Below are 24,897 nucleotides of genomic sequence, written 5' to 3' on the forward strand. Positions count from 1 at the left end.
CAGACTATGGCGATCAGTGAGCAGGAGACGGGCAAGGTGCGTGCGTCCCTCCGTTTATCCAGACTTCGCGCCCTGGCCCGCTCGCGCGACGGCTCCGCAGCGATCGAATTCGCGCTGCTCGCCATTCCCTATTTCGTCGTCGTATTCGCCATCCTGGAAACCTTCATCGCCTTTGCTGCGGAAGAACTCGTCTCGAACGCCGTCGATACGATGAGCCGCCAGATGCGGACAGGGCAGATCACCTTCGTCGATCCCACGCGTGCGGGCTATAAGACGCAGACCCAGTTCCGGCAGGCCTTCTGCGACGAAATCTCGATCATCATCCGTTGTTCGCAAACCGAAGCGGCAACACCCGGCAAGCTTTATCTGGATGTGCAGAGCTTTCCCACCTTTGCTGCCATGCCGGTGGCGATCCCCAGAATGTCTGCGGATAAATATTCCGATCTGAAAATTTCAGCCTTTAAATTCACGCCCGGCGGCCCCGGTTCAATCAACATGCTGCGTGCCTATTATCGCTGGTCCATCATCGTCGATCTCGTGCGTCCCTACATTACGGGGCTTCGTCCGGTTGGCAGTTCCATGCCGAGCGAATATTTGATCGTCTCGACGGCCGCCTTCCAGAACGAGCAGTATCCATAGTGGCCCGCCGCGGACTTCTCATATGGCTGGGTTCGACGGCGCGGCGTTTTGCATGCGACCGGAAGGGCGTCGGCGCCATCGAGTTTGCCATCATCTTCCCGGTTCTGGTCATGCTCTATCTCGGCGCATTCGAGATCACGGTCGGGCTCAGCGTCAGCAAGCGCACGACACGCGCTGCCGGCTCGATCGCCGATATCGTCACCCAACAGCAGAGCGTCACAAAGAGTTCTCTTACAGATATCGCTAAAGCCGCGCCGCCGATCTACTCGCCCTACAACAGCTCGGATATGCTGGTGAAGGTCACCGCAATCCAGATCGACGGCAGCTCCAAACCTACTGTCATGTGGTCCTGGGCGTCAAAGGGGGCAGCGCCTTATGCCAAAAACAGCACGGTTTCCGACGTGCCGACGGAAATGAAGAAGGCCAACAGCTTCCTCATCCGGAGTGAACTCGGCATACCCTATACACTATTCGTCTTTGCGCCCAACTTCATGCCTGCGAAGATGCGCACGATCACGATCAGCCGCAGCTATTTCTATCGCCAGCGACAGAACGAAAATATCCCCTGCGGGGACTGCTAGCATATCACGATCCCTCGTATCCGCCTGCCACGCTGTCGATGAATGTCGTTATCGCAAACCACTGCACACTTTGCGCAACATGCTCTGTCTGGCGCATGTCGTCATCGCAAAACCGTTATACACTTTTGCGCGACATGCTTTCTATCTGGCGCATGTCGTGATCGCAAAACCGCTGCACACTTTTGCGCGACATGCTCTGGCGCTTCCACACCTCAAATTTGCCAAGCGGTTCCCGTCATTATATGGCTGGGCGCCAGTCAGATCGTTCCAGCTTTACGCTGGCGACAGCAGATAATACGGGTGAAAAATGGCGCGTGCCTTTCTCTTCGTTCTGGATTCCTTCGGTGTCGGCGGAGCGCCGGATGCGGCGGCCTATGGCGATGAAGGCGCCGACACGCTTGGCCATATCGCCGAATTCTGTGCTGCCGGTGCTGCCGACCGAGCAGGCCTGCGTTCCGGCCCTCTTGCGCTCCCGAACATGTCGGCACTCGGATTGTTGCATATTGCGCGAGCCGCCACCGGGCAGTTTCCTGCCGGCATGCCACTGCCGGACACGATCTACGGTGTCTATGGCGCCGCCAACGAAACCTCGCGCGGCAAGGACACACCATCGGGACATTGGGAAATCGCCGGAACGCCCGTCACCTTCGACTGGGGCTATTTTCCGAGCGAGGGCGATGCCTTTCCACAGGAACTGATCGAAGCGCTCTGCCGTGCAGCTGATGTGCCCGGCATTCTTGGCAACTGCCATGCGTCGGGAACCGATATCATCGCCCGCTATGGCGAAGAGCATATGCGTAGCGGCAAGCCGATCTGCTACACATCTGCGGATTCCGTCTTCCAGGTGGCGGCTCATGAGGTCTATTTCGGCCTCGACCGCCTGCTCAACTTCTGCCAGATCGCCCGTGGCCTTCTCGATCCCTATAATATCGGCCGCGTCATCGCGCGCCCCTTCATTGGCCAGAGCGTTGCGACCTTCCAGAGAACGGGCAACCGCCGCGACTTCTCGGTGCCGCCGCCGGAACCGACGCTGCTCGACCGGCTCGTCCAGCATGGCCGCAATGTGCATGCGGTGGGCAAGATCGGCGATATCTTCGCCCATCACGGTGTTTCCCGGGTGATCAAGGCCAATGGCAACGATGCCCTCATGGATGCGACACTGACTGCGATCGACGAGGCGGAGGACGGCGATCTCGTCTTCACCAATTTCGTCGATTTCGACATGGCGTACGGTCATCGCCGCGATGTGCCGGGTTATGCAGCCGCTCTCGAAGCCTTCGACGCACGCCTGACGGAAGTTCACAAGAAGCTGCGGGCCGGCGACCTCGTGGTTTTGACCGCCGATCACGGCTGCGACCCGACCTGGCGCGGCACCGACCATACGCGCGAGCGCGTGCCTGTTATCGCCTATGGTCCCGGCATCAGATCACGCTCGGTCGGCGTGCGCCGGACCTACGCCGATATCGGCGAGAGCATTGCGCGGCATCTCGGCATTCCCTCGGGGCCGTATGGGAGGAGTTTTCTGTGACATCGCATTTGAAGAAGGTCGAGCTGCACTGCCATCTGGAGGGGGCCGCCCCCCCTGCCCTGACCGAGGCGCAGGCGCGTAAATACGGTATCGACATCAGCGCCTATCTGCAGGACGGCGCCTATGTCTGGCACGATTTCGCAAGCTTTCTGGAATGCTATGACAAGGTTTCCGAGGTCTACAAGACCGAGGATGACTATGCGCTGCTGACGGAAACCTATCTCGAAGAGCTTGCCGGCATCGGTACGATCTACAGCGAGCTCATCGTTTCACCCGATCACGGCAAGCGTATCGGGCTCGGCGCGGACGCCTACATTGCTGGCGTCTGCGAAGGTATCCGCCAGGCGAAGGCAAAAAGCGGCATCGAAGCACGGCTGATTGTAACAGGTGAACGGCATTTCGGCCCTGAGAGCGTGATCGGCGCTGCCGAATATGCGGCGAAGGCCAATAATCCGCTGGTTACCGGTTTCAATCTTGCCGGCGAGGAGCGGATGGGTCGCGTTGCCGACTATGCGCGCGCCTTCGACATCGCCCGCGATGCAGGGCTCGGCCTGACCATCCATGCCGGCGAAGTCTGCGGTGCCTTCAGCGTTTCCGACGCGCTGGACGAGGTGCGTCCCTCGCGTATCGGCCACGGTGTGCGGGCAATCGAGGATGCCGATCTCGTCAAGCGGCTTGCTGACCAAGGCACGGTGCTGGAGGTCTGCCCCGGTTCGAATATTGCGCTCAAGGTTTTTCCAGATTTCGTCTCCCACCCGCTACGGCAACTGCGGGATGCCGGCGTGAATGTGACGATCAGCTCCGACGATCCACCCTTCTTCCACACGTCGCTCAAGCGGGAGTACGAGCTTGCCTCGGAGGCTTTCGGCTTCAGCGACGCTGAAATCAATGCGATGACGCGAACGGCCATCGAGGCGGCTTTCGTCGATGAAGAGACCCGTAAAGCGTTGCTTGCGCGCCTCTAGAGGTGGACGGGATTGTTAATGCTCCAGGCAAATTCACCTCTGCTCTTGCAGTGGAGGCAATTTCCATGGAAAAAAACAGCCGATAAGAACAAAGAACTGGAAGGTTTCCCCTATGGACGGCGTCACAGTCATCGATCACCCGCTCGTGCAGCACAAACTCACCATCATGCGGCGCAAGGAAACCTCGACAGGCAGCTTCCGCCGGCTGTTGCGCGAAATCTCGACACTGCTCTGCTATGAGGTGACGCGCGATCTGGAACTGACGATGGAGACGATCGAAACGCCGATCCAGGAGATGCAGTCGCCGATCCTCGAAGGCAAGAAACTGGTTTTTGCCTCCATCCTGCGCGCCGGCAACGGACTGCTGGAAGGCATGCTCGATCTCGTGCCTTCCGCCCGCGTTTCCCATATCGGCGTCTATCGTGATCACGAAACGCTGCAGCCGGTCGAATATTACTTCAAGGCGCCTGAGGATGTCGCCGAGCGCCTGATCATCGTCGTCGACCCGATGCTTGCGACCGGCAATTCCTCGATTGCCGCCATCGACAAGCTCAAGGAGCGCGGCGCGCACAATATCCGCTTCCTCTGCCTGCTGGCCGCTCCCGAGGGGATCAAGAACTTCCGCACTGCCCACCCCGACGTTCCCGTCTTCACGGCGGCGATCGACAGTCATCTGAACGAGAAGGGCTATATCGTGCCCGGTCTCGGCGATGCCGGCGACCGCATGTACGGCACCAAATAATTTCGATTTCCTTTACCAATTCGAAAGACTTGCAAGGCCCGGGCGCTTCGTTCCGGGCCTTTTTTATGTTCCCGTTAGCAACTTTTCAGCACTTATGGCTTAGCTGCTTGAAGCGTGAGGTCCCGCATGAGGCGGGGTTTATACAGGAAGGATTTCTGTTTCATGCTCATGCGTACGGTCATATTTGCCAGCATCGCGGCTGCGCTGGCGACACAAGTGCCTTCTTTGCTCACCCGCACGACGCAGCAGCCCGGCAATACAATTTCCGCAAATTTCGTCTCGACCGAAGATAGCGCGCCTGACGCGCCGGCCACGATCGGCGATGGCGGTATGACCCGCCTGCAGGCCGATGCGCAGGGCCATTATACCGGCAATTTCAGGATCAACGGCAAGCCGGTGCAGGGGCTGATCGATACCGGCGCCACCTATGTCGCGCTGAACGAAAGCCTCGCCCGCAGGCTGGGCTATAGCGGCAACCAGCTCGATTTCCGTTATGCGGTCAATACGGCGAACGGCCAGACCAAGGCGGCACATGTGATGCTCGATCGCATGGAAATCGGCGGCATCCGCGTTCGCAGCGTCGAAGCTTTCGTGCTGAAGGACGAGGCGCTGAGCGGCACGCTTGTTGGTATGAGCTTCCTGCAGAAGCTTGCTTCCTACTCTGTTGCCGACGGCTCCCTCAGCCTCAAGCAATAAATCCCATCAGATACGGCCGGCGATGACGGGCGGCAGCGCCGGTTTTTCGTCGGCAATGCGATAGTTTGCTGCAAGTGCGACGACGGCCCTTTCGGCCGAAGCCTCGTCGGCAGCGTGAACGAGGGCGATCGGATCGCCTTCATTCACACGCGTTCCGAGCGGCTGCAGGCCGGTGAAGCCGACGCTGTGGTCGATCCTGTCAGCCGGATGGCGGCGGCCGCCACCAAGATCGATGACGCTGACGCCCAATTCACGCGCATCGCAGGCAGCGAGCCAGCCGGCGCGGGACGCCGGAACGGGGCGCTCGACCGGTGCCCGGCGCAAATAGGCATCCGGCCGTTCCAGAAGATCGGCCGGGCCGCCCAGCATATGCACCATGCGGGTGAAAATCTCCGCAGCCCTGCCGGAGGAAAGCGCTTCCTGTGCCCTGCCCTCCGCCTCGAACAGCGAGCCGGCAACGCCGGACTGCACGAGCATTTCAGCGGCAAAGGCAAGCACCACGGTTTCGAGGCGGGTGCCGGCCTTTCGGCCTGCGAGGAAATCGAGACAGTTGCGAACTTCCACCGCGTTGCCGGCGCTGTCGGCAAGCGGCTGGTTCATGTCTGTTATCAATGCCGATGTCTTCACGCCCGCGCCATTTGCGACTTCGACCAGCGAATGCGCCAACACGATTGCCTGCTCCGGATCGGCCATGAAGGCGCCGTTGCCGGTCTTGACGTCGAGCACCAATGTCTGAAGGCCGGCAGCAAGCTTCTTGGACAGGATCGAAGCCGTTATCAGCGGGATGGAATCGACGGTTGCCGTCACATCGCGCACGGCATAGAGCCGGCCATCGGCTGGCGCCAAGGCACCCGTCGGGCCGATGATGGCGCAGCCGACATCTTTGACCACCTTGCGAAAGAGACCAGCGTCCGGGTTGATTACATAGCCTGGAATGGATTCGAGCTTGTCGAGCGTACCGCCGGTGTGGCCGAGACCGCGGCCTGATATCATCGGCACCGCCAGACCGCAGGCAGCGGCAATCGGCGCAAGCATCAGCGAAACATTGTCGCCGACGCCACCGGTCGAATGCTTGTCGGCGACCGGCCGGTCGATTCCTTCCCAGGAGAGCATGTCGCCGGAGCGCGCCATGGCGAGCGTCAGCGCAACGGTTTCGGTGCGCGACATGCCCTTGAACCAGACAGCCATGGCGAATGCGCCGATCTGGCCCTCCGACAGATTGCCGGCAACCAGCGCCGCGATAAAGGCGTCGATATCGCCCGATGGAAGTTCCGCGCCATTGCGCTTCTGGCGGATGATCTCCTGCGGGATCATCTCAATAGCTCGAGGCAGCCGCCGGCTTTGGCTCCGTGCCGCTGAGAACGGAAAGGATATTGTCGAGCAGGCCGGATGCTCCGAAACGGAAAGTTGAAGGCATGGCCCAATCCGGCGCCATGATGGTTTCGGCAAGGCTCAGATAGAGGGTTGCATCCGCAACGGTGGAAATGCCGCCGGCCGGCTTGAAGCCCACCTTGCGACCACTTTCTCTGATCGAGCGGATCATGATGTCGGCCGCCTCCAGCGTCGCATTGACGGCGACCTTGCCGGTGGAGGTCTTGATGAAATCGGCACCGGCCTCAATCGCCAGTTCGGACGCGCGGCGGATAAGGGCAACATCCTTCAGTTCGCCGGCCTCGATGATGACCTTCAGCAGAACAGGCGCAACACATTCGGCGCGCACGGCCGCGACCATATCGGTCACAGCCTTCTCGTTGCCCGCCATCAGCTTGCGATAGGGAATGACAAGATCGATCTCATCGGCGCCGTCGGCAATCGCCTCGCGCGTTTCGGCCGCGACATCGGCAATTTCCATGTCGCCGGAGGGGAAGTTGACGACGGTCGCGATGCGGACCGGATGGCCCTTGCCGAGCACGATGCGGGCATGGGCGACGAAACGCGGCCAGATGCAGATTGCAGCGCTATTGCCATAAGGCGTCTGCGCGCGGGCGCAAAGCGCATCGATCTGCTCCTGGGTGCAGTCATCCGCCAGATTGGTGAGATCGAGAAGGGAGAGGGCAACAGCGGCCGTTTCCCGGCTGGAATGGCTATTCATTTTCGCTTCCTCCGCCGGCAATCATTTACCGGCAATCATTTCTTTCAGTATAGCGGCGAGACGGGCACCGCCAACCGGCGCCATATCCTTGGTTTCCTCGTGGCTGAGCTCGTTTCCGGTCATGCCAGCCCCATAGTTGGTGATTACCGAGGCGGCGGCAACCCTCAAGCCCAGCATTCTTGCAATGATGACCTCGGGCACAGTCGACATGCCGACCGCATCGGCGCCGAGAATGCGAGCCATGCGGATTTCGGCCGGGGTCTCGAAACTCGGGCCCGAGAACCACATGTAGACGCCGCTTGCGAGCGGGATACCAAGCGTCTTGGCGGCATCTCGCATCGCAGCCGAAAGCTCCGCATCATAGGCATTGGTCATGCCGACAAAACGGCGGTCGCTCTCTTCACCGATCAGCGGGTTCATGCCGGAATAGTTGATGTGATCGGCGATCTGCATCACCGAGCCGGGCGCAATGTCGTCTTTCAGGGAGCCGGCCGAATTGGTGAGGATCAAGTTCTCGACGCCGAGGGCGTGTAACACCTCGATCGGCAGGCGCATGGCGTTGGCATCGCCCTTTTCATAATAGTGGACGCGGCCCGAGAGCATGATGACCGGCTCCGAACCGAGATGGCCGGCAACGACGTTTCCTGCATGACCGGAGACCGCACTGACCGGAAAGCCCGGCAGGTCCTTGTAGGGAATGCACACGGCATCCGTGACCTGATCGACCAATGAGCCGAGGCCGGAGCCGAGTATGATGCCGTAGCGCGGCTTGAGCCCGCCGAGCAGAGCCGCGAGCAGATCGATGGTCGCGATCATCCGAGTTCCGTCTCGAAGCTGAAGGGAAGAAGCTCTTCCATGGTCATGGTCTTCTTCACCCCGGCTTCGTCGCAGAGATAGATCCTTGTGTCCTTGGAGGCGAATTCCGAAATCTTCTGCCGGCAGCCGCCGCACGGCGGGCAAAGCGGCAGTTTTTCGGCGATGACGGCCATTTCGACGATCTTCTTCGCACCACCCATGATCATCGCGCCGATCGCCGTCGGCTCGGCGCACCAGCCTTGAGGAAAGGAGAGGTTCTCGATATTGGCGCCGGTATAGACCTTGCCGTCCTCGGCGCGGATCGCGGCGCCCACCGGAAATTTGGAATAGGGCGCGTGCGCGAAGGCCATGGCGCCGCGCGCGGCTTCGAACAGATCGTGAGACATATCAACGCTCCTTCGTATAGGGCACGCCACCGGCCTTCGGCGGGATCGCGACGCCGATGAAGCCTGCGAGCAGGACGCAGGTCAGGATATAGGGCAGTGCCTGGAAAACCTGTACCGGCACTTCGCCGATCAGCGGTACCGATTTGCCCTGCATGAAGTTCGACAGCGCATCGAGGAAACCGAAGAGCAGGCAGGCGAACATGACGGGCACAGGCCTCCACTTGGCAAAGACGAGTGCGGCGAGCGCGATATAGCCCTTGCCCGCCGACATGTCCTTGATGAAGGCGGCTGACTGGGCGATCGCAAGATAGGTGCCGGCGAAGCCGCAGAGGATGCCCGCGCACATGACGGCGCGGTAACGCAGCCAACTCACCGAAATGCCCGCCGTATCCACCGCACCCGGATTTTCACCGACAGCGCGAAGGCGCAGGCCGAAACGTGTGCGATAGAGAACCCACCAGGAGAAGGGCACGGCGAGGAAGGCAAGATAGGTGAGGATATTGTTGCCGGAGATCACGCCGGCATAAAGCGGGCCGATGATCGGCACGTCGCGCATGGCATCGGCGCCCGGAAGCGTGATCGGCGAGAAGCGGGCGTCAGCTGCCAGCTGTGGCGTGCGGCCGCCCTGCCCGAACCAGGCCTGGCCGAGCACGATGGTGATACCGGCGATGAAGAAGTTGATGGCGACGCCCGAAATGATCTGATTGCCGCGATTGGTGATTGAGGCAAAGCCGTGCACGAGGCTGAGCGCCACCGAGCAGACCACGCCGGCGCCGAGGCCCGCCCAGGCCGAACCGGTGAGATAGGCGACACAGGCAGCAGCAAATGCAGAACCCAGCATCTTGCCTTCGAGACCGATATCGAAAATGCCGGCGCGTTCGGAAAACAGGCCGGCAAGTGCGGTGAAGATCAGCGGGATGGAGAGCCGGATCGTCGAGCTCAGAACGCTGATGAAGATTTCATAATAATCCATCGTCCGTTCCTCAGGCTCGCTTGAACTGCTGGTAGATGTGCACCATCGCCGGGCGGAACATATATTCAAGCGCACCGGCAAACAGGATCACCAGACCCTGGATGACAAGGATCATCTCGCGGGTGATGTTGGGCATTTCGAAGGAGATCCAGTCGCCGCCCTGGTAAAGGATGCCGAAAAGGATTGCAGCGAAGACGATGCCGAGCGGATGGTTTCTTCCCATCAGCGATACCGCAATGCCGACAAAACCTGCGCCACCGACGAATTCCACCTGCAGGCGGGCCGACGAGCCCATGACCGGGTTCAGCGCCATCATGCCGGCGAGCGCACCCGACAGCAGCATGGCGATGATGACGGTGCGCGCATAGGGAATGCCCGCATAGGCGGCAGCCGTCGGGCTGACGCCCAGCGTGCGCATATCGAAGCCGAGCTTGGTGCGCCAGACCAGCACCCAGACAAACCAGGCGGCGATCAGCGCGATGATGAAGGAGACGTTGAACGGCGCAGCACCGAGCTTGGCTCCGAACATCGTCATGATCCAGCCGAGCTTCGGAAGCTGTCCGCCTTCAAGGAAGGTGCGGGTTTCCGGCGCCATCTTGCCCGGCACGATCAGCACATGCACCAGCAGATAGACCATGAGGGCTGCGGCGATATAGTTGAACATGATCGTCGTGATGACGATATGGCTGCCGCGCTTGGCTTGCAGGAATGCCGGAATGAAGGCCCAGGCAGCACCGAAGAGCCCTGCGCCGATGACGGCGATCGGCATCGTCACATACCAGGGCACGTAATTATCGAGCGCCAGTGCCACCAGCGCGCAGCCGAGGCCGCCGATATAGGCCTGGCCTTCCGAGCCGATATTGAAGAGGCCGGCATGGATGGCAACGGCGACCGAAAGGCCGGTGAAGATGAAACTCGTCGCATAATAGAGCGTGAAGCCGATGCCCTCGCCGCTGCCGAAGGCGCCCTCGATCAGCAGCGAGAGGGCGGCAAGCGGGCTTTCGCCGATCAGCCAGACGACGAAGCCTGATATCAGGAAGGCGATGACCAGGTTCAAAAGAGGGATCAGACCGTAATTGATCCATCTCGGTAGTGTTACGGAAGCAGTGCTCATCGAGGCCTCACGCGGCAATGCCGGCCATCATCAGGCCGAGGGTCTGTTCACCGGCATCGGGCGTCTTCTCGCCGACCACATGGCCGGCAAACATGACAAGGATACGGTCTGAAAGGGCACGGATCTCATCGAGTTCGACTGAGACGAGCAGGATGGCCTTGCCCGCATCGCGCATCTCGATGATCCGGCGATGGATGAATTCGATGGCGCCGATATCGACGCCACGGGTCGGCTGGCCGATGATCAGCATCTTCGGATCGCGTTCGATCTCGCGGGCAACAACGATCTTCTGCTGGTTGCCGCCGGAGAAATTCGCGGTCTTGAGGCGCGGGTTCGGCGGGCGGATATCGTATTTCTCGATCTTCTCCATGGCATCCTTGCGGATGGCATCGAGATCGAGCAGCGGGCCGCGGCTGTAGGCAGGCCGGCGGTGATAGCCGAGCACCGAATTCTCGTATTCCTCGAACTTGAGGACCAGGCCCATGTGATGGCGGTCTTCGGGGATATGAGCGAGGCCAAGCTCGCGCAGGCGCGCCGGATCGGCCTTGTCGATCGTCTGGCCGTCGAGCAGGATTTCGCCGGAGGCCGGCTTACGGATGCCGGCAATCGCTTCCAGCAGTTCCGACTGGCCGTTACCCGCGACACCGGCAATGCCGACGATCTCGCCGGCGCGCACATCGAAGGAGACGTTGTCGACCATCGTCACGCCTCTGTTGTCCTTGACCGTCAGGTTGCGGATGGAGAGCACGACATCGGCGGGCTTTGCCTCACCCTTCTGGACGCGCAGCAGCACGCGGCGGCCGACCATGAGTTCGGCAAGCTCTTCGACCGTGGTCTCGCTCGTCTTGCGGGTGGCGACCATCTCGCCGCGGCGCATGACGGAGACCGTATCGGTGATCGCCATGATCTCGCGCAGCTTGTGGGTGATGAGGACGACGGTTTTGCCCTGGTCGCGCAGCACGCCCAGGATACGGAACAGGTGATCGGCCTCAGCCGGCGTCAGCACGCCCGTCGGCTCGTCGAGAATGAGGATCTCGGCGCCGCGATACATGGCTTTCAGGATTTCCACCCGCTGCTGAAGGCCGACCGGAAGCTGCTCGATCACCGCGTCCGGATTGACCTCAAGACCGTATTCCGTTTCCAGCCGCTTGAGTTCGGCGCGCGCCGACGCGACACCCTTTGCCAGCAACGCTCCGCCTTCGGCGCCGAGCATGATATTCTCAAGCACAGTGAAATTTTCGACCAGCATGAAGTGCTGGTGCACCATGCCGATGCCGGCAGCGATGGCCGCCTGACTGTCCCTGATGATGATGGGCTGGCCGTTGACGCGGATCTCGCCGCTATCGGCCTGGTAAAAACCGTAGATGATGGACATCAGGGTCGATTTGCCAGCGCCGTTTTCCCCGATGATGCCGTGGATCGAGCCCTTGGCAACGGTCAGGTTGATGTCCCTGTTGGCGTGAACGGCGCCGAATTTCTTGTCGATGCCGACAAGTTCGATAGCAGGCTGGTCTGTCACAGCAGGCTCCAAATAAGAAAAGGGCGTATGGCGAAAATCCTTGTCCGCCATACGCCCGATCTCAGTTACGACTCACTTCGGGCAGGCGTTGTCCGTGGTGTAGTCGTGAACCTTGATGGTTCCTGCGATGATGTCGGCCTTGGCCTTGTCGACGGCAGCCTGCATTTCCGGCGTGATCAGCGACTTGTTGTTGTCGTCGATCGCAGCGGCAACGCCGTCTTCCTTGACGCCGAGGGACTGGACGCCAGCGGTGAACTTGTCGTTCTTGGTATCATTGTACGCGTTATAGACGGCGAGATCGACGCGCTTGACCATCGAGGTCAGAACGGAACCCGGATGCAGGTGGTTCTGGTTGGAATCGACGCCGATCGACAGCTTCTTGTTGTCGGCTGCGGTCTGCAGAACGCCGAGACCGGTCGCACCGGCTGCCGCGTAAACGACGTCGGCGCCCTGGTCGATCTGGTTCTTGGTCAGCTCACCGCCGCGGACGGGGTCGTTCCAGGCTGCACCCGTCGTGCCGGTCATGTTCTGGAAGACTTCGATGTCAGCCTTGACGGCGCGCGCACCCTGCTCGTAGCCGCACTCGAACTTGCGGATCAGCGGAATATCCATGCCGCCGACGAAACCGACCTTGCCGCTCTTGGACGCCATGCCGGCGAGAACGCCGACGAGATAGGAGCCTTCCTCTTCCTTGTAGAGGACGGAGCGGACGTTCGGCTTGTCGACGACGGAGTCGACGATGATGAACTTGGTGTCCGGGAATTCTGCAGCAACCTTCTCGACAGCCGAGGTCCAGGCGAAGGAAACGGCGACGACCGGATTGAAGCCGCGGCTTGCGAAGTTGCGGATAGCCTGCTCGCCCTGGGTGTCGCCGGTCGGTTCGAAGTCACGGTAGGCGATACCGGTTTCCTTCTTGAACTTTTCAGCGCCGTTAAAGGCAGCTTCGTTGAAGGACTTATCGAACTTCCCGCCGGTGCCGTAAACGAGAGCCGGCTTGATGTCGGCGGCAAGCGCCGTCGTCGACATCGCTGCCACGGCAAGGAGGGTGAGAAGGGATTTTTTCATGAGTGCAGCCCTGTTGTTGCTATTTGTTTGGGGTCCTCCCGCAAGCCTTTTCCAGGCATGTCTGCGGAACCACCGACCTCCCCCCGGAGGCCTGGCTGCGTGCATCCTTGCATGGCTCAACGAAAAATTCACGAGAAATTTTTCGGTTGGTAAAGATTTGCCATCATTGCCGAAAATCAGTCCTCGGGGGCTGAATTCTGGGCAAATCGACCGCTAAAATGCGGATTTTCTAACCAATGCGGGCGCGGCACCGGCGTCATTATCTTCGCGTTCTGGTAGCTGCCGGTTGCGCTCATCCACACCCTCCGGCACCCTCTGTTACGCGGTAAAGCGGCCTGCCACCGGCGGCTTCTTGTAGCCGATCATCCACAGCAGCAGCGACAATATCAGAAGCACGGCAAAGGCCGGCTGCAGCATCAGCCACTGAAAGATGAAGGCGTAAAAACGCGGGTGGACATAATAGGAGACGGACGACTGGAGCGCGACAAGCGTCGAGGGGCTGACATCCTGCCATGCATCCGCCATCGGGGTCATGATCACTTCAGAGGAGGCAACGGACTGAATCGAATCGATCGTCCCGGCAATGACCGCAACTGCCAGCGCAACCAAGCTGGCAAGACGCAACAAAAAACGCATCGATTCCTCCGACGACGGGTAAGCCTTGATGTCCGGCGAGCCGCGCCATTCTCCACCCAAACCTAGAGATAGGCTTGGCGCGGGCACGGCGCAATGGACGGCATGCGCGCAGTTTTATCGGAAGAAGTCAAAAAACTGTTAGATTTGGGTTGATCGGCAAAAATTCTTGGGTATATATCGCGCCGTTCCGACGATTTGCTCCTCTCCAAGGCGCGAACGCCCAAAAAGGACAGGTGGCCGAGTGGTTTAAGGCGCACGCCTGGAACGCGTGTGTACGTGAAAGCGTACCGTGGGTTCGAATCCCACCTTGTCCGCCATTGGTTTTCTCTACATCATTGTGATTATTGGTATTTTTGCCGATTTCCAAAGTGGAATCCTGGTGGCGATCTCAGCAGCACGAATTCGACATTCGCGATGCAGCGGGCGCCGTCGCGTGCTTGCCTCCTACCCTTTCAACAATCGAGTAATGCCTTTTACCGGCATAGCGATCTGGCTCGGGGCCGCGGTTCTGCTGGCTCTGTGGGCCTTGAAATACCTCAATCCTCACGGATAGCTTCATCCGCTGTTTATCGGATGCGCAAGTGCGAAGGTCTGCGACGTTGTTTACAAAGGGAAAAAATCCCGCTCCAAGCACTCCACACAATGGAGCGCATCTGGCATACCGACCTGATATCGACGGACTACGCGCCCTTGCCATCCTGCCGGTCGTACTTTTCCATGCTGAAATTCCCGGCATCAGCGGCGGATTCGTCGGCGTCGATGTCTTTTTCGTCATCTCCGGCTATCTGATGTCGTCGCTGATCGCCGGCGAGATGGCGAAAGGCGAGTTCAGCCTCCTGAATTTCTATCAACGGCGCATCCGCCGTATCTTCCCGGCCCTCTTTGCGATGATGGCGGCTTGCGCCATCGTCGCCTGGTTCGCCCTCATGCCTCTGGAGCTTTCATATTTTGCCAGGAGCATGACAGCCGCCGCCCTCTTCATGTCGAACGTTCAGTTTGCAAAAGAGGTGGGCTATTTCGATATTGGCGCGCAGATGAAGCCGCTGCTGCATACGTGGTCGCTTGCGGTCGAAGAGCAATTCTATATCGCCTTTCCCCTCGTCATGATCCTGTTCCAGAAGGTCGCGCCGCGGCGAATGGTTCCCTTCGCGCTTGTCGCCTTCGCCGCATCGTTCGCCGCCGGCATCGGTGTTTTGAACAGCGATTCGACAGCGGGCTTCTACCTTTCGCAATACCGGATCTGGGAACTTTTGATCGGCGTCATCATCGGCCTCAAGGCCATCCCCGAGGTGAAAAACGAGACGGGTCGGCAGGCATTGGCGGCTATCGGCCTCGTACTGATCGGCATTGCGATTTTCACCTTTACGGAGAAAACGCCCTTTCCGGGTTACGCCGCATTGCTGCCCTGCATGGGCGCCGCCTTCATCATCCATGCGCGCGCAGGCAGCGGCATCGTCGGCCGGCTTCTTTCGCGGCGGCCGCTGGTCTTTATCGGGCTGATTTCCTATTCGCTCTATCTCTGGCATTGGCCGATTATCGTCTTCACCCGCTATTTCGCGGGTCACGAGCTGACGCCGCTGCTGCGGTGCTCCGTGATCCTGGCATCGATGCTTGTTGCGGTCGCCTCCTGGCGGTTCATCGAAAGGCCGTTTCGTGGAAATTGGGGGCTGCTCACCGGCAAGCGGCTGCCGGCAATGGCGGCCGCACTGATTGGGCTTACGGCCGGCGCAGGGCTGCTTCTGGTCATGAGTGGTGGCGCACCGGGCCGATTGCCGGCCGACGTTCGGTCAATCTATGCGGCCACCTATGACCGAAGCCCCTTTTACATGGACGGCTGCTTTACCGAGTCGGATCACGAAGGCCCGTCAAACGCCGATATCGAAGCCGGCAAGGTCTGCGGCCTGGGCGATCCGAATGATGCTGGCCCCGACTTTCTGGTGTGGGGTGACTCGCACGCTGCTGCGATGGCACCGGGCATCGATGCCGCCGCCGCTGCTGCGGGCTTTGGCGGCAGGTTCGCTGCCCATGCGTCATGYCCTCCGCTGACCGACGTTGCGCTTGCGGGCAAAAACGATACGCGACGCTGCACGGCCTTCAACGATTCAGTGCGCGACCTCATCAAGCGGGAGCATATTCCACTGGTGTTCATGCTCGCCTATTGGCCGAAATACGTTCACAATTCAGAACTACCGAACCAGGGGGACTATTTCGATCCTTCAATTCCCCCGTCTGTGGCCGATTACTCGACACCGATCGCCGCGGCCCTGGACAAGACTCTCGCCGAGCTGAAGCAGGAAGGCGTCACGGTCGTGCTGGTTATGGACGTGCCGGAGATGGGGCATTTCGTGCCCGAGGCTCTTGCCAAGGCCAAGCTCGACGGCACTTCGACGGATATCGCCCCACCCCTGTTCTACGTCGCCGAACGGCAGGCGCTCGCCCGCGCGATGCTGGAGAAATATGCCGATCAATATGGTGCAATCGTCGTCGATCCGCTGCCGGCCTTTTGCAACAACGATCGTTGCCACGCCTCGCGAAGCGGCGTGCCGCTTTACATGGATGCCGACCACATCACCGCGTCAGCAGCCAAGAGCCTCTTTTATCTCTTCGCGCCAGTGTTCAAGATGGCGCAAAACATTTGAGATCGCAGCATTATTTAATGCCGGCTCGCCTATATCTTCACTTTGATCGCGACGTATAGCTCTGACTGACAGCTACTTGCTGTGAAATTGAGGTGTGTGCTCCAATCTTGCATGCGATGCAGGAGACCAGCGGTTCGATCCCGCTTAGCTCCACCAAATTTCCTAGCACTCGGTATTTACCTTCGAAATCAGTAAGTTGGGTCACTCATTGCTTTGGCCGAGTACCCAAGAAAGTACCCATCGGCAGTACCCAGCGCTTGTGAGTATCGAGGATATTAACCGGAGCAGCGTAGCTTTTTGATTCGCGCTGGTTAAAACTTCAGGCCAACCATCGGAGAGACGAGCACAATGTCATGAGCGGGGGATATGACCCACGGGCTGTAGCGAACCTCATGCTGGATGAGGCGGATAGGCTTGGCATTCAGCTCACAAACCTCTCCCTCCAAAAGCTGCTCTACTTCGCCCACGGCATCTACCTGATGCAGACCAAAACGCCCCTTGTCTCGGGCTACTTCGAGGCGTGGCAGTATGGTCCAGTGCATCCATCCGCTTATCGCGCCTTCAAAGATGCCGGCTCAGTAGCAATCACCTTTCGGGCAACAGGCCAGGACATCCTCACCGGTCGGCCCCGCGAAATAGCGGCTCCTGACGACACACGGCTCACCGGTTTGTTGCAGCAGGTCCTCAATTCTTATGGTCGAATGCCGGCGGGTCGTCTTGTGGACCTCTCTCACGCAAAGGACTCGCCATGGTCGCATGTCGTGGAACGCGGGAGGGCAGAAGTTGCATTCGGTTTGCGAATCTCAGATACTGTAATCATTGATCGATTCCGGCATCACAAGGTCTCGATCAGTGCGGAACCGTTATCTGGAGACCCAAGTGACGACACCCCTTTTGCCTGACACTGATTTGGCGCGGATCGCTCCTCTCCCGGACGACATGAAGCGGGCCGCTCTGAGGCAAATGAAGTCCGGCTTCTCTACGTTCTCCTACAAGCATGTTCGCTCCTGCTTCGGCGACCTCTTTAACATACAGCCTGCTATGTTTGGTCTCTCCGAGGCGACACCTTACGACAAGATTGATGAGCGGTTAGTTCGGGTCTGTAAGGCGGGCGCTGAGCTGAAGAATAATAGGCAAATTGCCAAGGCGCTACACGCGTTCGCCACCTCAGCCGGGATTACAGGCAGGCACCATGATTTCTTTCCGCTGGCTATGGGGATTGGCCGCAAGGTAAGCTTCTGGCTACCTATGGTCTTGGCGATCGAGGAGCGGCCTTACGCAGTCTTCATAGACCCTCGGCGGACCCGAGGTTTGACCCAAGATGCGCGGCGCTTTGCATTCTCCATGATGCATGAGCGCATTCGAGCTTCCGATGACGATTTTTCAGGCATCAACTTTGCTATCATCCGCTTCGGTGCTGATGACGAGCATGAGTGCCGCGCCGTTCGGTTTTTCAGTGATGAAGGCATTGACCTTTATTCCCTGGACGAGTTGGAAAGTTTGGTGGCCTCTACCTATCGTATTTGGCAGGAAGTCTGGGACGAACGCACTATCGAGGCCCGGCGACGCAAAGGCCCCGGGGGTTTCTTCTAGGATCAGAACCTAATCGAGTTCCTGCTGGCGTGGTCGCAAGATTCCTTAAGCAAGAATACTACCGTCGGGGCAAAAGGGGCATGGCGAGCGGGGCGGTAACCATTGCCGTTTCCTCATGTGGCTACCAACGCTACCCGTAGCATGCAGATCTGCACTCAGGTTGTTGAAATCACTTCTTTTGCAACTTGGAGCCTTGCAATTAAGTGGTTGCATCTCCTATATATATACTCGCGTTCCGCAAATGGGTCGCATCTGGCGCGAAAGTCTTCTGACTGGGGGCGTCCGAGTTTTAGTTGAAACTGTCAAGGTTTCCGAGAATATTTATGATGAGATCCATCAGGATTTCCTTGTGATGACGACGATGCCATATGCTGGATAGCATACTGACAATATAGACGATTACATCGAAGAAGTGCCTTACATCCTAAACGGTGCGGAGCAAGGTTATGACTATAAGGGCACATGGTCACCTTGCTCCCTCTCGCTCGTCTGCTTCGGACGGTTGGGCCTTCAGGCCGAAAATGTATCCTCACTTTGATTCTTTTCTAAATGAGACAGAGGCTCGTGCGCTTGCTTCGGACCCCGCAAGAGTTGCTGCTCATACCTTCTATCCATTTATCTTGTATCACCAGCGATGGACCAAGTTCACCGCAAAGGGCACGAAGGGCAAAGTCAAGGAGCGGCCCATTCGCTTCGCAGCTCGCGCCGACGCCTACATCTTCAGCTACTATCGTCACCTTCTTTCAGCTCCCTTTGAAGCTAGGCTCAAGGAACTGGACCTCGGTGACAGTGTTCTTGCATATCGTCGGATCGCGAGCCCTGGTGGTGGCGGCAAGTGCAACATTCACTTTGCGCTGGACGCCGTAAACGCAATTAGGAAACTCGGTAACTGCAGCGCAATCGCTCTCGATATCAGTAGCTTCTTCGAAAGCCTTGATCACGAGATGCTTCGGGCTCGTTGGTGCGATTTACTAAAGGTCAGCCGCCTCCCGCCCGATCACTATGCGGTGTTCAAGGCAATGACTCGGTATTCTGTAATAGATCGAGAGGAGCTCTACGAGCGCCTCGGTTATTGGGGACAAAAGCACGTCTCCAGAGATGGCGTCCAGATCAAAGGGTTTCTGGTGGATGAGAGCGCGATACCATTGCAGCTTTGCAACGGGACGGATTTCCGTCAGAACATCGCAGGCGGAAACGGTCAACGTTCGCTTATAGAAGTTCACCGCAAACCTTACGGAATACCACAAGGCTCCCCCATCTCGGACCTGCTCGCAAATTTCTATCTCATGCAGTTTGACCGGATTGTGGCAACCAGAGTGAGAGAGCTGGGGGGCATCTACTTCAGATATTCCGATGACATTCTTATTGTCGCGCCAATCGAGCCAGATGCTGCTATCGACTTGGAAGCGTGGGTTCGTCAAGAGATTGTCTGTCACGGCCCGAAGCTTCAAATTAAGGCTGAGAAGTCTGCCATCTTCCGATATTGGGGAACCGGTGGAGACCAAACTTGGATCAGAATTGCCGGTGAACAGGGTAAGAATGGCATCGAGTACCTGGGTTTCCGCTACGATGGAAACAGCATGTTCCTTCGAGACAGCACCCTAAGCGGCCTCCAAAGGAAGGCTGCGTCAAGTGCCACGAGGCTAGCGCTTTCGTTGGTCCAACGTTATCCCGGCAAATCGTCAAGCGATATTCTTACCGATGTCAATCTAAGCAGCTTCCTTCAACGATACGGCCGAGTCCACGACTTCGAGTCTAAGGCCGACAACGTCAAGAATTGGACTTTCTGGACATACGCCACCAAGGCGGCAAGCATCACTGCCCCACTTGGACTCCCGATTTTCAAGCAGCTCCGCAACTATCGACGAAACATGAGGAACCATGTGAAGAGAGCCTTGGAAAAGAAGGCTTAGCACGGCATCCAAACTCGCGTATTAACTTCTTAAGCGGATTGGTGGTGGCCGCTGACTTCACCAGCAGGCCCGAGAACAGGGTGATGATAAAGTTACGAGGGGAGCTCCGGACTTGAGCAACACATCTGACTGGCAAACGACTGAGCCGCCCATCGAGACGGATATCGAGTTTGAGCGCGACGACAATACTTTCGGCTCTGGTAAGCTGATTACGTTCGGAACTATGAGCTTGACAGGCACCAACGAGAAGCTGGGCAGCCGGCCCTCTCAACTCTATTGCCAAAAAGACAATCAAGACGCTGCGTTCGGCGTCCGCAAGTGGCGCACTGTGCAAGGCCCCATCCTTGTTGGTAGAGGATGAGCGATTGGCGGCTGACACACATATTCTGACCCTCCCCGCCGCTATGCTCCGCAGGGGCTTTTGGCTGTATGTTTGGCGTGTGGAGACTACGAAGGGTGAGATGCTCTATGTTGGTCGCACAGGCGACAATTCCAGCCCCCACGCAACCGCTCCGTTCACTCGCATGGGCCAGCATCTAGGTTATGCTCCCAATCAGAACGCACTACGCAGACACCTCAAGGCCGAAGGGATAGAAGCCGAAGAGTGTGGAACCTTTCATCTCATTTCGCATGGCCCCCTTTTCGAAGAGGTGAGGAGAAAGGACGGTGACGACCGCGCGGCGTTGATGGAATTGCATATACCGGTTCGAAATATTGTCGGTGCGTTTGAGAAGGTCCTTGCGGAGGAGCTGAAAGCCGCCGGATATAGGGTACTCAATACAGTCAAATGGAAACACCCCCACGATATCGAAGGGTGGAATGCAGTGAGGGAGGCCTTCTCCTTGCACTTCCCACGCTTAACGTCATCGTACGGTTAACTCGGCCTGCGCCATTGCCGCCAGCCGTCGAGCACACCGCGATACTTGATGCAGTTGGCTGACATGCCCAATGTTCGCGTTGGATATGGGCTAGGTCAAGCCCGAATTTCGGGAGGAAGAGCGTGCCAACAAGATCAATTGCGACGAACGGAACGCCTACCGAGGGAGAGCCCTTAGGGGTCACGCATCTCAGAGGTGATCTACGTGCCAGTGACCGCGCGACTTCCCCCCGGTAGGGGGTGGATGGGATCCATGTTGCAGCAATTCGCTTCTGGCTATACACGCGTTGCCCTCCATCTCGTTATCGTCGTCTATTCGACTGTTCGACAGTCTTCTTAGGGGTGCTTGACCATTTGGTTATATGGTTGGTGGAAAGATCGATCATAGTCTCTCCATAGAGTTTGCAGTTGGCCTCCTCATCGTCTGTGGCGTAAGCGCGTGACCCTTGTTTGAACAGCGCCGTCTCCGCCCAAAGCATGACCTGCTGTTGACGGTCCACTCTGTACAGCGCCTCGGGCGATGACGTTGCGAATAATGAATTGGCTGCACCGACAGCAGCGCTTAGCACAACAACAGCCCAGCCAAAGATCGGATCGCCATGTGACAAAACTGTTGCCGCTCCGCCGGCGCTGGTGAGCGTCATGGCAATCGTTATCAATGGCTTTAGATAGAACACGGCAAATCGACCTGTGTCCGCAAACCCCTGCGATCTAGCTATTAATCGTTCGCCCCAACGAAGGTATTCCTGTTTTGTCAATGTTGTTGGAGGCAAAGGGAATTCGTCAGCATTCTTAAATAACCGCATAGATTGCTCCCCTATCGGCTCTGCACTCGATGCTAGCCGGGTATGTGGTTTGTCTCAATAGGCCAAGCCCTTGTGAGTCTGTCGCGCAGTCGCCAAGATGCTCCGGACTTTCGATGCAAAGCCACTTCATTGCCAACAACACACACGGGAGACCAGCAATGACAAATTTCAAGGCTGAAGACGAAGCGATCGGGACGATCGTTCTGATGGAGGAACTGTTTCAAAGCATGGTCAAGTCCGGCATCGTGCCTGCAGCCGTTATGGCCGACGTCGTGCGCGGCGCAGTTGCGAGGCTGGATACGACCGATCATTTCGGCGCAGGTGCGGCTGTCCGCCACTATTTCGAAAGCTGGCTGTCGAAGTAGATAATCTTCGCTGGGTGCATAGGATGCATAGGCAGTTTTCAACTGCTCTATAGGAAATGTCAGATTCAATGCCTGTCATGTCACCATCTGACATTTCCCACACGGCGTATGGAAAATCCTATGCAAGTTATGCATCCTATGCAGAGAGGTATTTGAAAGTCCCTCATCAGAGCGGGATTCTGGTTGGCTGCCGCGATGAACATCCATTTCGGCGAAAGCATCCGTGCGGCTTAGCGGTGTCACGGAGGCAGCGCCTTTGCCTCAACTTTTCCCGGCGTTTTCGACCTTCCAAAGTGCCGCGTTCACGCGGTTTTTCCCCGCGCTGACGATCATCTGCCCGTTGACGATCCGCCCGGTGTGCTTGCGCAAAAACCCGCTGAAGCGCGCGGTATTCAGCCGGCCTCGCTCGATGAACTCTGACAGGGCATCAATCAGCCCCTCGTGCCGGCGGTTGCCGATCGGATCGAAGGCTCCTTCGTCCACCATCCTGGCAATGTCGGCCGCGACCCAGGGCTTGCCGGCCGGCAGGGCTGAAATGATCGCCGACGTGCGCTCCTTCTCCGGGTCGTTGTCCCTGATCCTGGCGGAATTGCCGAGCGGATCGGGCAATCCCAGCCAGACGAGCGCGGAGCGGACAAGGTTTGACCAGTGCTCGAAGGAGCCGAGCGCCGGCGAGACCTTGTCGGCATCATTGGCGACGAAGGCGCGCAGGAGCGTCAGGGCTGATGTGACGATCTCCACCCGCTGCCGGCGTGCATCCTCGACGACGTCGCTGTCGAAGACGCGCTCCTCCGGCCGCTCGACGCCGGCATCGAGGTTGATCAGCACGACGCGCCGCGTCAGGTCGCCGGCAAAGCGCAGGCCGTTGCCCGTGGCGCAGAACATGACAGCCGTTGCCGAATCCAGCGAGGCGGTCTTGCCGAGCGGGCGAATATTGACCTCCTCCTGGGACAGGACCTGGCAAAGGTGATCGGAGCGAAGCGTCACCGACAGGTTGTCGAGATTGATGAAACTGTCGCCCTGCAGGAGCCGCGACTCCAGGACCTTGCGAAGCTCGTTATCGTCGCCCGCATAGGAGTTGACCGCTGCGGTGCGGCCGGTCGCGAGAATGGCGGCAACGTCCACCAGCTTGGATTTGCCCGTGCCGGGCGCCGTCGCATTCACCCCGAACAGCGGGGCGGTTTTCAGGCTGGGACGGACGATCGCCGTCAGGATCATGGCGAGTGCTGCCGATTCATCGACGCCGCTGACGAAGGGGAAGCTCACGACAAGTTTCCTGATGCTCTCCAGCGCGGTCACTGCTTCAGCCCTGCCGGGGCATGCGGGGATTTCGGGCCATGCCTTGTCCGATTCGAAGAGGATGCCGGATTGCCGGTCGAATCCCTGTGCGGTGATGATGGTGCCATCGCCGCGCATCATCGGCAGGGACACGACCGCCCTGATCTGCGGGAAAGGCCATTCCCCGTGCCGCGCAATGACGGATCTGGCAACCAGCGCCGGGCAGGACACAGCCCTGTAGCCGAGCGTCGTTCTCGCGTCGGGTTTCAGCCAGCGTATGTGTTTCGTCAGTATTTCGGTCATCGCATCCTCATCGGCGGGGATCAGCACCGTCTTTTCCTTTCCCGCTACGCGGACGGCGCGAAACAGGACCGTGTCGCGGGCATAGAGCGGCGCGCCGGCATCGATTGCCAGGCGGCAGGCACGCGTGACCGCTTCCGAAAGGTCGGTTTCATCGAAGAGCAACGTCGGCCTGTCGTCTCCCTCTCGGGTCGGTGAGGGCATGTCACGGACGATCGCTTTGCGCCGCGACGCGCCGCCCGCACCCTCGCCCGTTACAGGCTTATCGTCCTCGGCACCCGGCGCGAAGGGGCGCACCGTGGCCTGTATGAAGGCATCGATCTCGGCTTGCGCCCATCCATCGTCCAGCGCATCGGCGCAATCCCAGCCGCGGCCTGGAAAAAGGCCGACGCGCCAGTCATCAAAACGGTAGGTTTCGAGCGCGCTTGCGGCATCGACATCGGCAAGGCCGACAAGCCGGATGCGAGCCCCAAGGCTCGTCAGGTGCAGGGCGATTTCATTGGCCGCCGCCAAACCCGGGGGATCGAAATCCGGCCATATCAGCACGTCACGGCCCGATAGCGGCGACCAGTTGGTGTGCCTGACGCCCTGCGTTCCGCCCGCCCAGGAAACGACGGCCCGCCCGCTCGACTTGCGCAGCCTGTCGCGGCACTTCTCGCCCTCGACAATCATTACCTGCTGATCGCCGATATCCTGCAAACCGTAGATCGGCCGCGGCTTGGCGAAGGGCAAGCGGCACCATGTTTCCGTCCCGTCCGGCAGCCGCGCAAACATCACCATTGGCGTTTCCTTGCCGCCATCGGCGAGATCATGGCGCAGCACATAGCCGAGAAGCGAACCGTCAGCGTTGCAATAGGGAAATACCATCGAGGGCGCGAACGAGCCCCATTCGGAGCGCTCGCCCTTGCGCTTGGGATTGTAGAGCCGCACGCGCTGGCCGGCCTGCAGCAGATCCGCCGGCGGCAGGGGTGTTATGCCCTCATACACATCCAGCGCCTTGACCGTTTTCGGCCGAACGTTTGGCCGGCTGCTGATGCCGCCGCCGAGAATGCTGATGGCTTCGGGCAGATCGACGCCCTTCGCCTCCCGCACGAAATCAAGGACATCGCCTTGCTTGCCACAGCCGAAGCAATGGAAACGTTCCACTCCATCGTGCGCTATGAAGACCTTGAACGACGGCGTGTCTTCGGCATGGAACGGGCAGCAGGTTTCGAACTCCCGCCCATTACGGCCGAGTTCGTAGCCGTATTGCGTGACGGTCGAAGACAGCGACACGTCACGCCGCAGACGTGCGATATCGTCAGGTTCGGCCGAGGATGCGTATGCATGTGTTCGCGACATGAAATTTTCCATGTGAGTTAAAGGCTTGATTTT

At 59.0% G+C, this 24,897-nt stretch carries 25 protein-coding genes and 1 tRNA gene; 15 read left to right on the forward strand and 11 right to left on the reverse strand.

Annotated features, from left to right (window positions below):
- The first annotated feature begins 6 nt into the window (after nucleotides 1-6).
- The 6 genes from AC1DUP_RS09165 (at nucleotide 7) to AC1DUP_RS09190 (ending at nucleotide 5,151) form a co-directional block, all read left to right on the forward strand.
- Nucleotides 7-639: a TadE/TadG family type IV pilus assembly protein gene (locus AC1DUP_RS09165; protein WP_113298591.1), complete on the forward strand. Its 633-nt coding sequence runs from the start codon at nucleotides 7-9 to the stop codon at nucleotides 637-639.
- Complete coding sequence (locus AC1DUP_RS09170; RefSeq protein ID WP_477832484.1) at nucleotides 639-1,220, forward strand: TadE/TadG family type IV pilus assembly protein; 582 nt, start codon at nucleotides 639-641, stop codon at nucleotides 1,218-1,220. Before AC1DUP_RS09165 ends, AC1DUP_RS09170 begins: the two co-directional genes overlap by 1 nt.
- Nucleotides 1,221-1,527: 307 nt before the next feature.
- The gene (locus AC1DUP_RS09175; protein WP_113307223.1) at nucleotides 1,528-2,748 is read left to right on the forward strand and encodes a phosphopentomutase; all 1,221 of its coding nucleotides are present in this window, start codon (nucleotides 1,528-1,530) and stop codon (nucleotides 2,746-2,748) included.
- The gene (locus tag AC1DUP_RS09180) at nucleotides 2,745-3,713 is read left to right on the forward strand and encodes an adenosine deaminase (RefSeq protein WP_477832485.1); all 969 of its coding nucleotides are present in this window, start codon (nucleotides 2,745-2,747) and stop codon (nucleotides 3,711-3,713) included. The genes AC1DUP_RS09175 and AC1DUP_RS09180 overlap by 4 nt, the downstream gene beginning before the upstream one ends.
- Nucleotides 3,714-3,825: 112 nt before the next feature.
- On the forward strand, nucleotides 3,826-4,455 hold the full coding sequence (upp, locus tag AC1DUP_RS09185; RefSeq protein ID WP_113507326.1) for a uracil phosphoribosyltransferase: 630 nt from the start codon (nucleotides 3,826-3,828) through the stop codon (nucleotides 4,453-4,455).
- 126 nt (nucleotides 4,456-4,581) lie between these two features.
- Complete coding sequence (locus AC1DUP_RS09190) at nucleotides 4,582-5,151, forward strand: TIGR02281 family clan AA aspartic protease (protein ID WP_113298173.1); 570 nt, start codon at nucleotides 4,582-4,584, stop codon at nucleotides 5,149-5,151.
- 6 nt (nucleotides 5,152-5,157) lie between these two features.
- Here the strand turns inward: AC1DUP_RS09190 and deoA are convergent, their stop codons facing one another.
- The 9 genes from deoA to AC1DUP_RS09235 all read right to left on the reverse strand — a co-directional run bounded on the left by deoA (nucleotide 5,158) and on the right by AC1DUP_RS09235 (nucleotide 13,752).
- On the reverse strand, nucleotides 5,158-6,465 hold the full coding sequence (deoA, locus tag AC1DUP_RS09195) for a thymidine phosphorylase (RefSeq protein WP_477832486.1): 1,308 nt from the start codon (nucleotides 6,463-6,465) through the stop codon (nucleotides 5,158-5,160).
- Nucleotide 6,466: 1 nt separating this feature from the next.
- The gene (deoC, locus tag AC1DUP_RS09200) at nucleotides 6,467-7,243 is read right to left on the reverse strand and encodes a deoxyribose-phosphate aldolase (RefSeq protein ID WP_115035941.1); all 777 of its coding nucleotides are present in this window, start codon (nucleotides 7,241-7,243) and stop codon (nucleotides 6,467-6,469) included.
- A 21-nt stretch (nucleotides 7,244-7,264) separates the two neighbouring features.
- The gene (locus AC1DUP_RS09205) at nucleotides 7,265-8,059 is read right to left on the reverse strand and encodes a purine-nucleoside phosphorylase (RefSeq protein WP_113307219.1); all 795 of its coding nucleotides are present in this window, start codon (nucleotides 8,057-8,059) and stop codon (nucleotides 7,265-7,267) included.
- Nucleotides 8,056-8,445, reverse strand: a complete 390-nt coding sequence (locus AC1DUP_RS09210) for a cytidine deaminase (protein WP_113298169.1) — start codon at nucleotides 8,443-8,445, stop codon at nucleotides 8,056-8,058. The genes AC1DUP_RS09205 and AC1DUP_RS09210 overlap by 4 nt, the downstream gene beginning before the upstream one ends.
- Nucleotide 8,446: 1 nt before the next feature.
- Nucleotides 8,447-9,418, reverse strand: coding sequence for an ABC transporter permease (locus AC1DUP_RS09215; protein ID WP_113298168.1), 972 nt, complete (start codon nucleotides 9,416-9,418; stop codon nucleotides 8,447-8,449).
- 10 nt (nucleotides 9,419-9,428) lie between these two features.
- Nucleotides 9,429-10,532: an ABC transporter permease gene (locus AC1DUP_RS09220; RefSeq protein WP_113298167.1), complete on the reverse strand. Its 1,104-nt coding sequence runs from the start codon at nucleotides 10,530-10,532 to the stop codon at nucleotides 9,429-9,431.
- A 7-nt stretch (nucleotides 10,533-10,539) separates the two neighbouring features.
- Nucleotides 10,540-12,051 carry an ABC transporter ATP-binding protein gene (locus AC1DUP_RS09225; RefSeq protein WP_113307292.1) on the reverse strand — a complete coding sequence of 504 codons (1,512 nt, stop codon included), beginning with the start codon at nucleotides 12,049-12,051 and terminating at the stop codon, nucleotides 10,540-10,542.
- Between the two features lie 72 nt (nucleotides 12,052-12,123).
- Complete coding sequence (locus AC1DUP_RS09230; RefSeq protein WP_113298166.1) at nucleotides 12,124-13,116, reverse strand: BMP family ABC transporter substrate-binding protein; 993 nt, start codon at nucleotides 13,114-13,116, stop codon at nucleotides 12,124-12,126.
- Nucleotides 13,117-13,434: 318 nt separating this feature from the next.
- Nucleotides 13,435-13,752 carry a hypothetical protein gene (locus AC1DUP_RS09235; protein WP_113298165.1) on the reverse strand — a complete coding sequence of 106 codons (318 nt, stop codon included), beginning with the start codon at nucleotides 13,750-13,752 and terminating at the stop codon, nucleotides 13,435-13,437.
- Nucleotides 13,753-13,979: 227 nt separating this feature from the next.
- On the opposite strand from AC1DUP_RS09235, the gene AC1DUP_RS09240 reads away from it, so the two are divergent.
- From AC1DUP_RS09240 to AC1DUP_RS09275, 8 genes are all read left to right on the forward strand, one after another.
- Nucleotides 13,980-14,069, forward strand: a tRNA-Ser gene (locus AC1DUP_RS09240).
- On the forward strand, nucleotides 14,042-14,305 hold the full coding sequence (locus AC1DUP_RS09245; RefSeq protein WP_162747149.1) for a hypothetical protein: 264 nt from the start codon (nucleotides 14,042-14,044) through the stop codon (nucleotides 14,303-14,305). The genes AC1DUP_RS09240 and AC1DUP_RS09245 overlap by 28 nt, the downstream gene beginning before the upstream one ends.
- Before the next feature lie 46 nt (nucleotides 14,306-14,351).
- On the forward strand, nucleotides 14,352-16,391 hold the full coding sequence (locus AC1DUP_RS09250) for an acyltransferase family protein (RefSeq protein ID WP_477832487.1): 2,040 nt from the start codon (nucleotides 14,352-14,354) through the stop codon (nucleotides 16,389-16,391).
- 353 nt (nucleotides 16,392-16,744) lie between these two features.
- A complete protein-coding gene (socA, locus tag AC1DUP_RS09255; protein ID WP_477832488.1) occupies nucleotides 16,745-17,293 on the forward strand; it encodes a type VI toxin-antitoxin system SocA family antitoxin in 549 nt (182 codons plus the stop codon).
- Complete coding sequence (gene socB / locus AC1DUP_RS09260; protein WP_477832489.1) at nucleotides 17,271-17,984, forward strand: type VI toxin-antitoxin system SocB family DNA replication inhibitor toxin; 714 nt, start codon at nucleotides 17,271-17,273, stop codon at nucleotides 17,982-17,984. Before socA ends, socB begins: the two co-directional genes overlap by 23 nt.
- Before the next feature lie 446 nt (nucleotides 17,985-18,430).
- Nucleotides 18,431-19,897, forward strand: coding sequence for a reverse transcriptase domain-containing protein (locus tag AC1DUP_RS09265; protein WP_477832490.1), 1,467 nt, complete (start codon nucleotides 18,431-18,433; stop codon nucleotides 19,895-19,897).
- Between the two features lie 112 nt (nucleotides 19,898-20,009).
- A complete protein-coding gene (locus AC1DUP_RS09270; protein WP_477832491.1) occupies nucleotides 20,010-20,258 on the forward strand; it encodes a hypothetical protein in 249 nt (82 codons plus the stop codon).
- 4 nt (nucleotides 20,259-20,262) lie between these two features.
- Nucleotides 20,263-20,775 (forward strand): hypothetical protein, encoded by a 513-nt coding sequence (locus AC1DUP_RS09275; RefSeq protein WP_477832492.1) that lies wholly within the window; start codon nucleotides 20,263-20,265, stop codon nucleotides 20,773-20,775.
- A gap of 301 nt (nucleotides 20,776-21,076) precedes the next feature.
- Here the strand turns inward: AC1DUP_RS09275 and AC1DUP_RS09280 are convergent, their stop codons facing one another.
- Nucleotides 21,077-21,580, reverse strand: coding sequence for a hypothetical protein (locus AC1DUP_RS09280; RefSeq protein ID WP_477832493.1), 504 nt, complete (start codon nucleotides 21,578-21,580; stop codon nucleotides 21,077-21,079).
- Nucleotides 21,581-21,738: 158 nt separating this feature from the next.
- Between AC1DUP_RS09280 and AC1DUP_RS09285 the strand changes: the two genes are divergently transcribed.
- On the forward strand, nucleotides 21,739-21,945 hold the full coding sequence (locus AC1DUP_RS09285; protein WP_477832494.1) for a hypothetical protein: 207 nt from the start codon (nucleotides 21,739-21,741) through the stop codon (nucleotides 21,943-21,945).
- 261 nt (nucleotides 21,946-22,206) lie between these two features.
- On the opposite strand, the gene AC1DUP_RS09290 is transcribed toward AC1DUP_RS09285, so the two are convergent.
- Complete coding sequence (locus tag AC1DUP_RS09290) at nucleotides 22,207-24,864, reverse strand: CHC2 zinc finger domain-containing protein (RefSeq protein ID WP_477832495.1); 2,658 nt, start codon at nucleotides 24,862-24,864, stop codon at nucleotides 22,207-22,209.
- Nucleotides 24,865-24,897: the final 33 nt, after the last annotated feature.

The sequence above is a fragment of the Rhizobium sp. 01L419 genome, assembly GCF_056400025.1.

Bases quoted from the DNA above. Each gene is read 5' to 3' on its own strand.
- AC1DUP_RS09165 (WP_113298591.1), top strand. From the start codon at position 7: ATGGCGATCAGTGAGCAGGAGACGGGCAAGGTGCGTGCGTCCCTCCGT.
- AC1DUP_RS09175 (WP_113307223.1), top strand. From the start codon at position 1,528: ATGGCGCGTGCCTTTCTCTTCGTTCTGGATTCCTTCGGTGTCGGCGGA.
- upp (WP_113507326.1), top strand. From the start codon at position 3,826: ATGGACGGCGTCACAGTCATCGATCACCCGCTCGTGCAGCACAAACTC.
- AC1DUP_RS09190 (WP_113298173.1), top strand. From the start codon at position 4,582: ATGAGGCGGGGTTTATACAGGAAGGATTTCTGTTTCATGCTCATGCGT.
- deoA (WP_477832486.1), bottom strand. From the start codon at position 6,465: ATGATCCCGCAGGAGATCATCCGCCAGAAGCGCAATGGCGCGGAACTT.
- deoC (WP_115035941.1), bottom strand. From the start codon at position 7,243: ATGAATAGCCATTCCAGCCGGGAAACGGCCGCTGTTGCCCTCTCCCTT.
- AC1DUP_RS09205 (WP_113307219.1), bottom strand. From the start codon at position 8,059: ATGATCGCGACCATCGATCTGCTCGCGGCTCTGCTCGGCGGGCTCAAG.
- AC1DUP_RS09210 (WP_113298169.1), bottom strand. From the start codon at position 8,445: ATGTCTCACGATCTGTTCGAAGCCGCGCGCGGCGCCATGGCCTTCGCG.
- AC1DUP_RS09215 (WP_113298168.1), bottom strand. From the start codon at position 9,418: ATGGATTATTATGAAATCTTCATCAGCGTTCTGAGCTCGACGATCCGG.
- AC1DUP_RS09220 (WP_113298167.1), bottom strand. From the start codon at position 10,532: ATGAGCACTGCTTCCGTAACACTACCGAGATGGATCAATTACGGTCTG.
- AC1DUP_RS09230 (WP_113298166.1), bottom strand. From the start codon at position 13,116: ATGAAAAAATCCCTTCTCACCCTCCTTGCCGTGGCAGCGATGTCGACG.
- AC1DUP_RS09235 (WP_113298165.1), bottom strand. From the start codon at position 13,752: ATGCGTTTTTTGTTGCGTCTTGCCAGCTTGGTTGCGCTGGCAGTTGCG.
- socA (WP_477832488.1), top strand. From the start codon at position 16,745: ATGAGCGGGGGATATGACCCACGGGCTGTAGCGAACCTCATGCTGGAT.
- AC1DUP_RS09265 (WP_477832490.1), top strand. From the start codon at position 18,431: ATGACTATAAGGGCACATGGTCACCTTGCTCCCTCTCGCTCGTCTGCT.
- AC1DUP_RS09280 (WP_477832493.1), bottom strand. From the start codon at position 21,580: ATGCGGTTATTTAAGAATGCTGACGAATTCCCTTTGCCTCCAACAACA.
- AC1DUP_RS09285 (WP_477832494.1), top strand. From the start codon at position 21,739: ATGACAAATTTCAAGGCTGAAGACGAAGCGATCGGGACGATCGTTCTG.
- AC1DUP_RS09290 (WP_477832495.1), bottom strand. From the start codon at position 24,864: ATGTCGCGAACACATGCATACGCATCCTCGGCCGAACCTGACGATATC.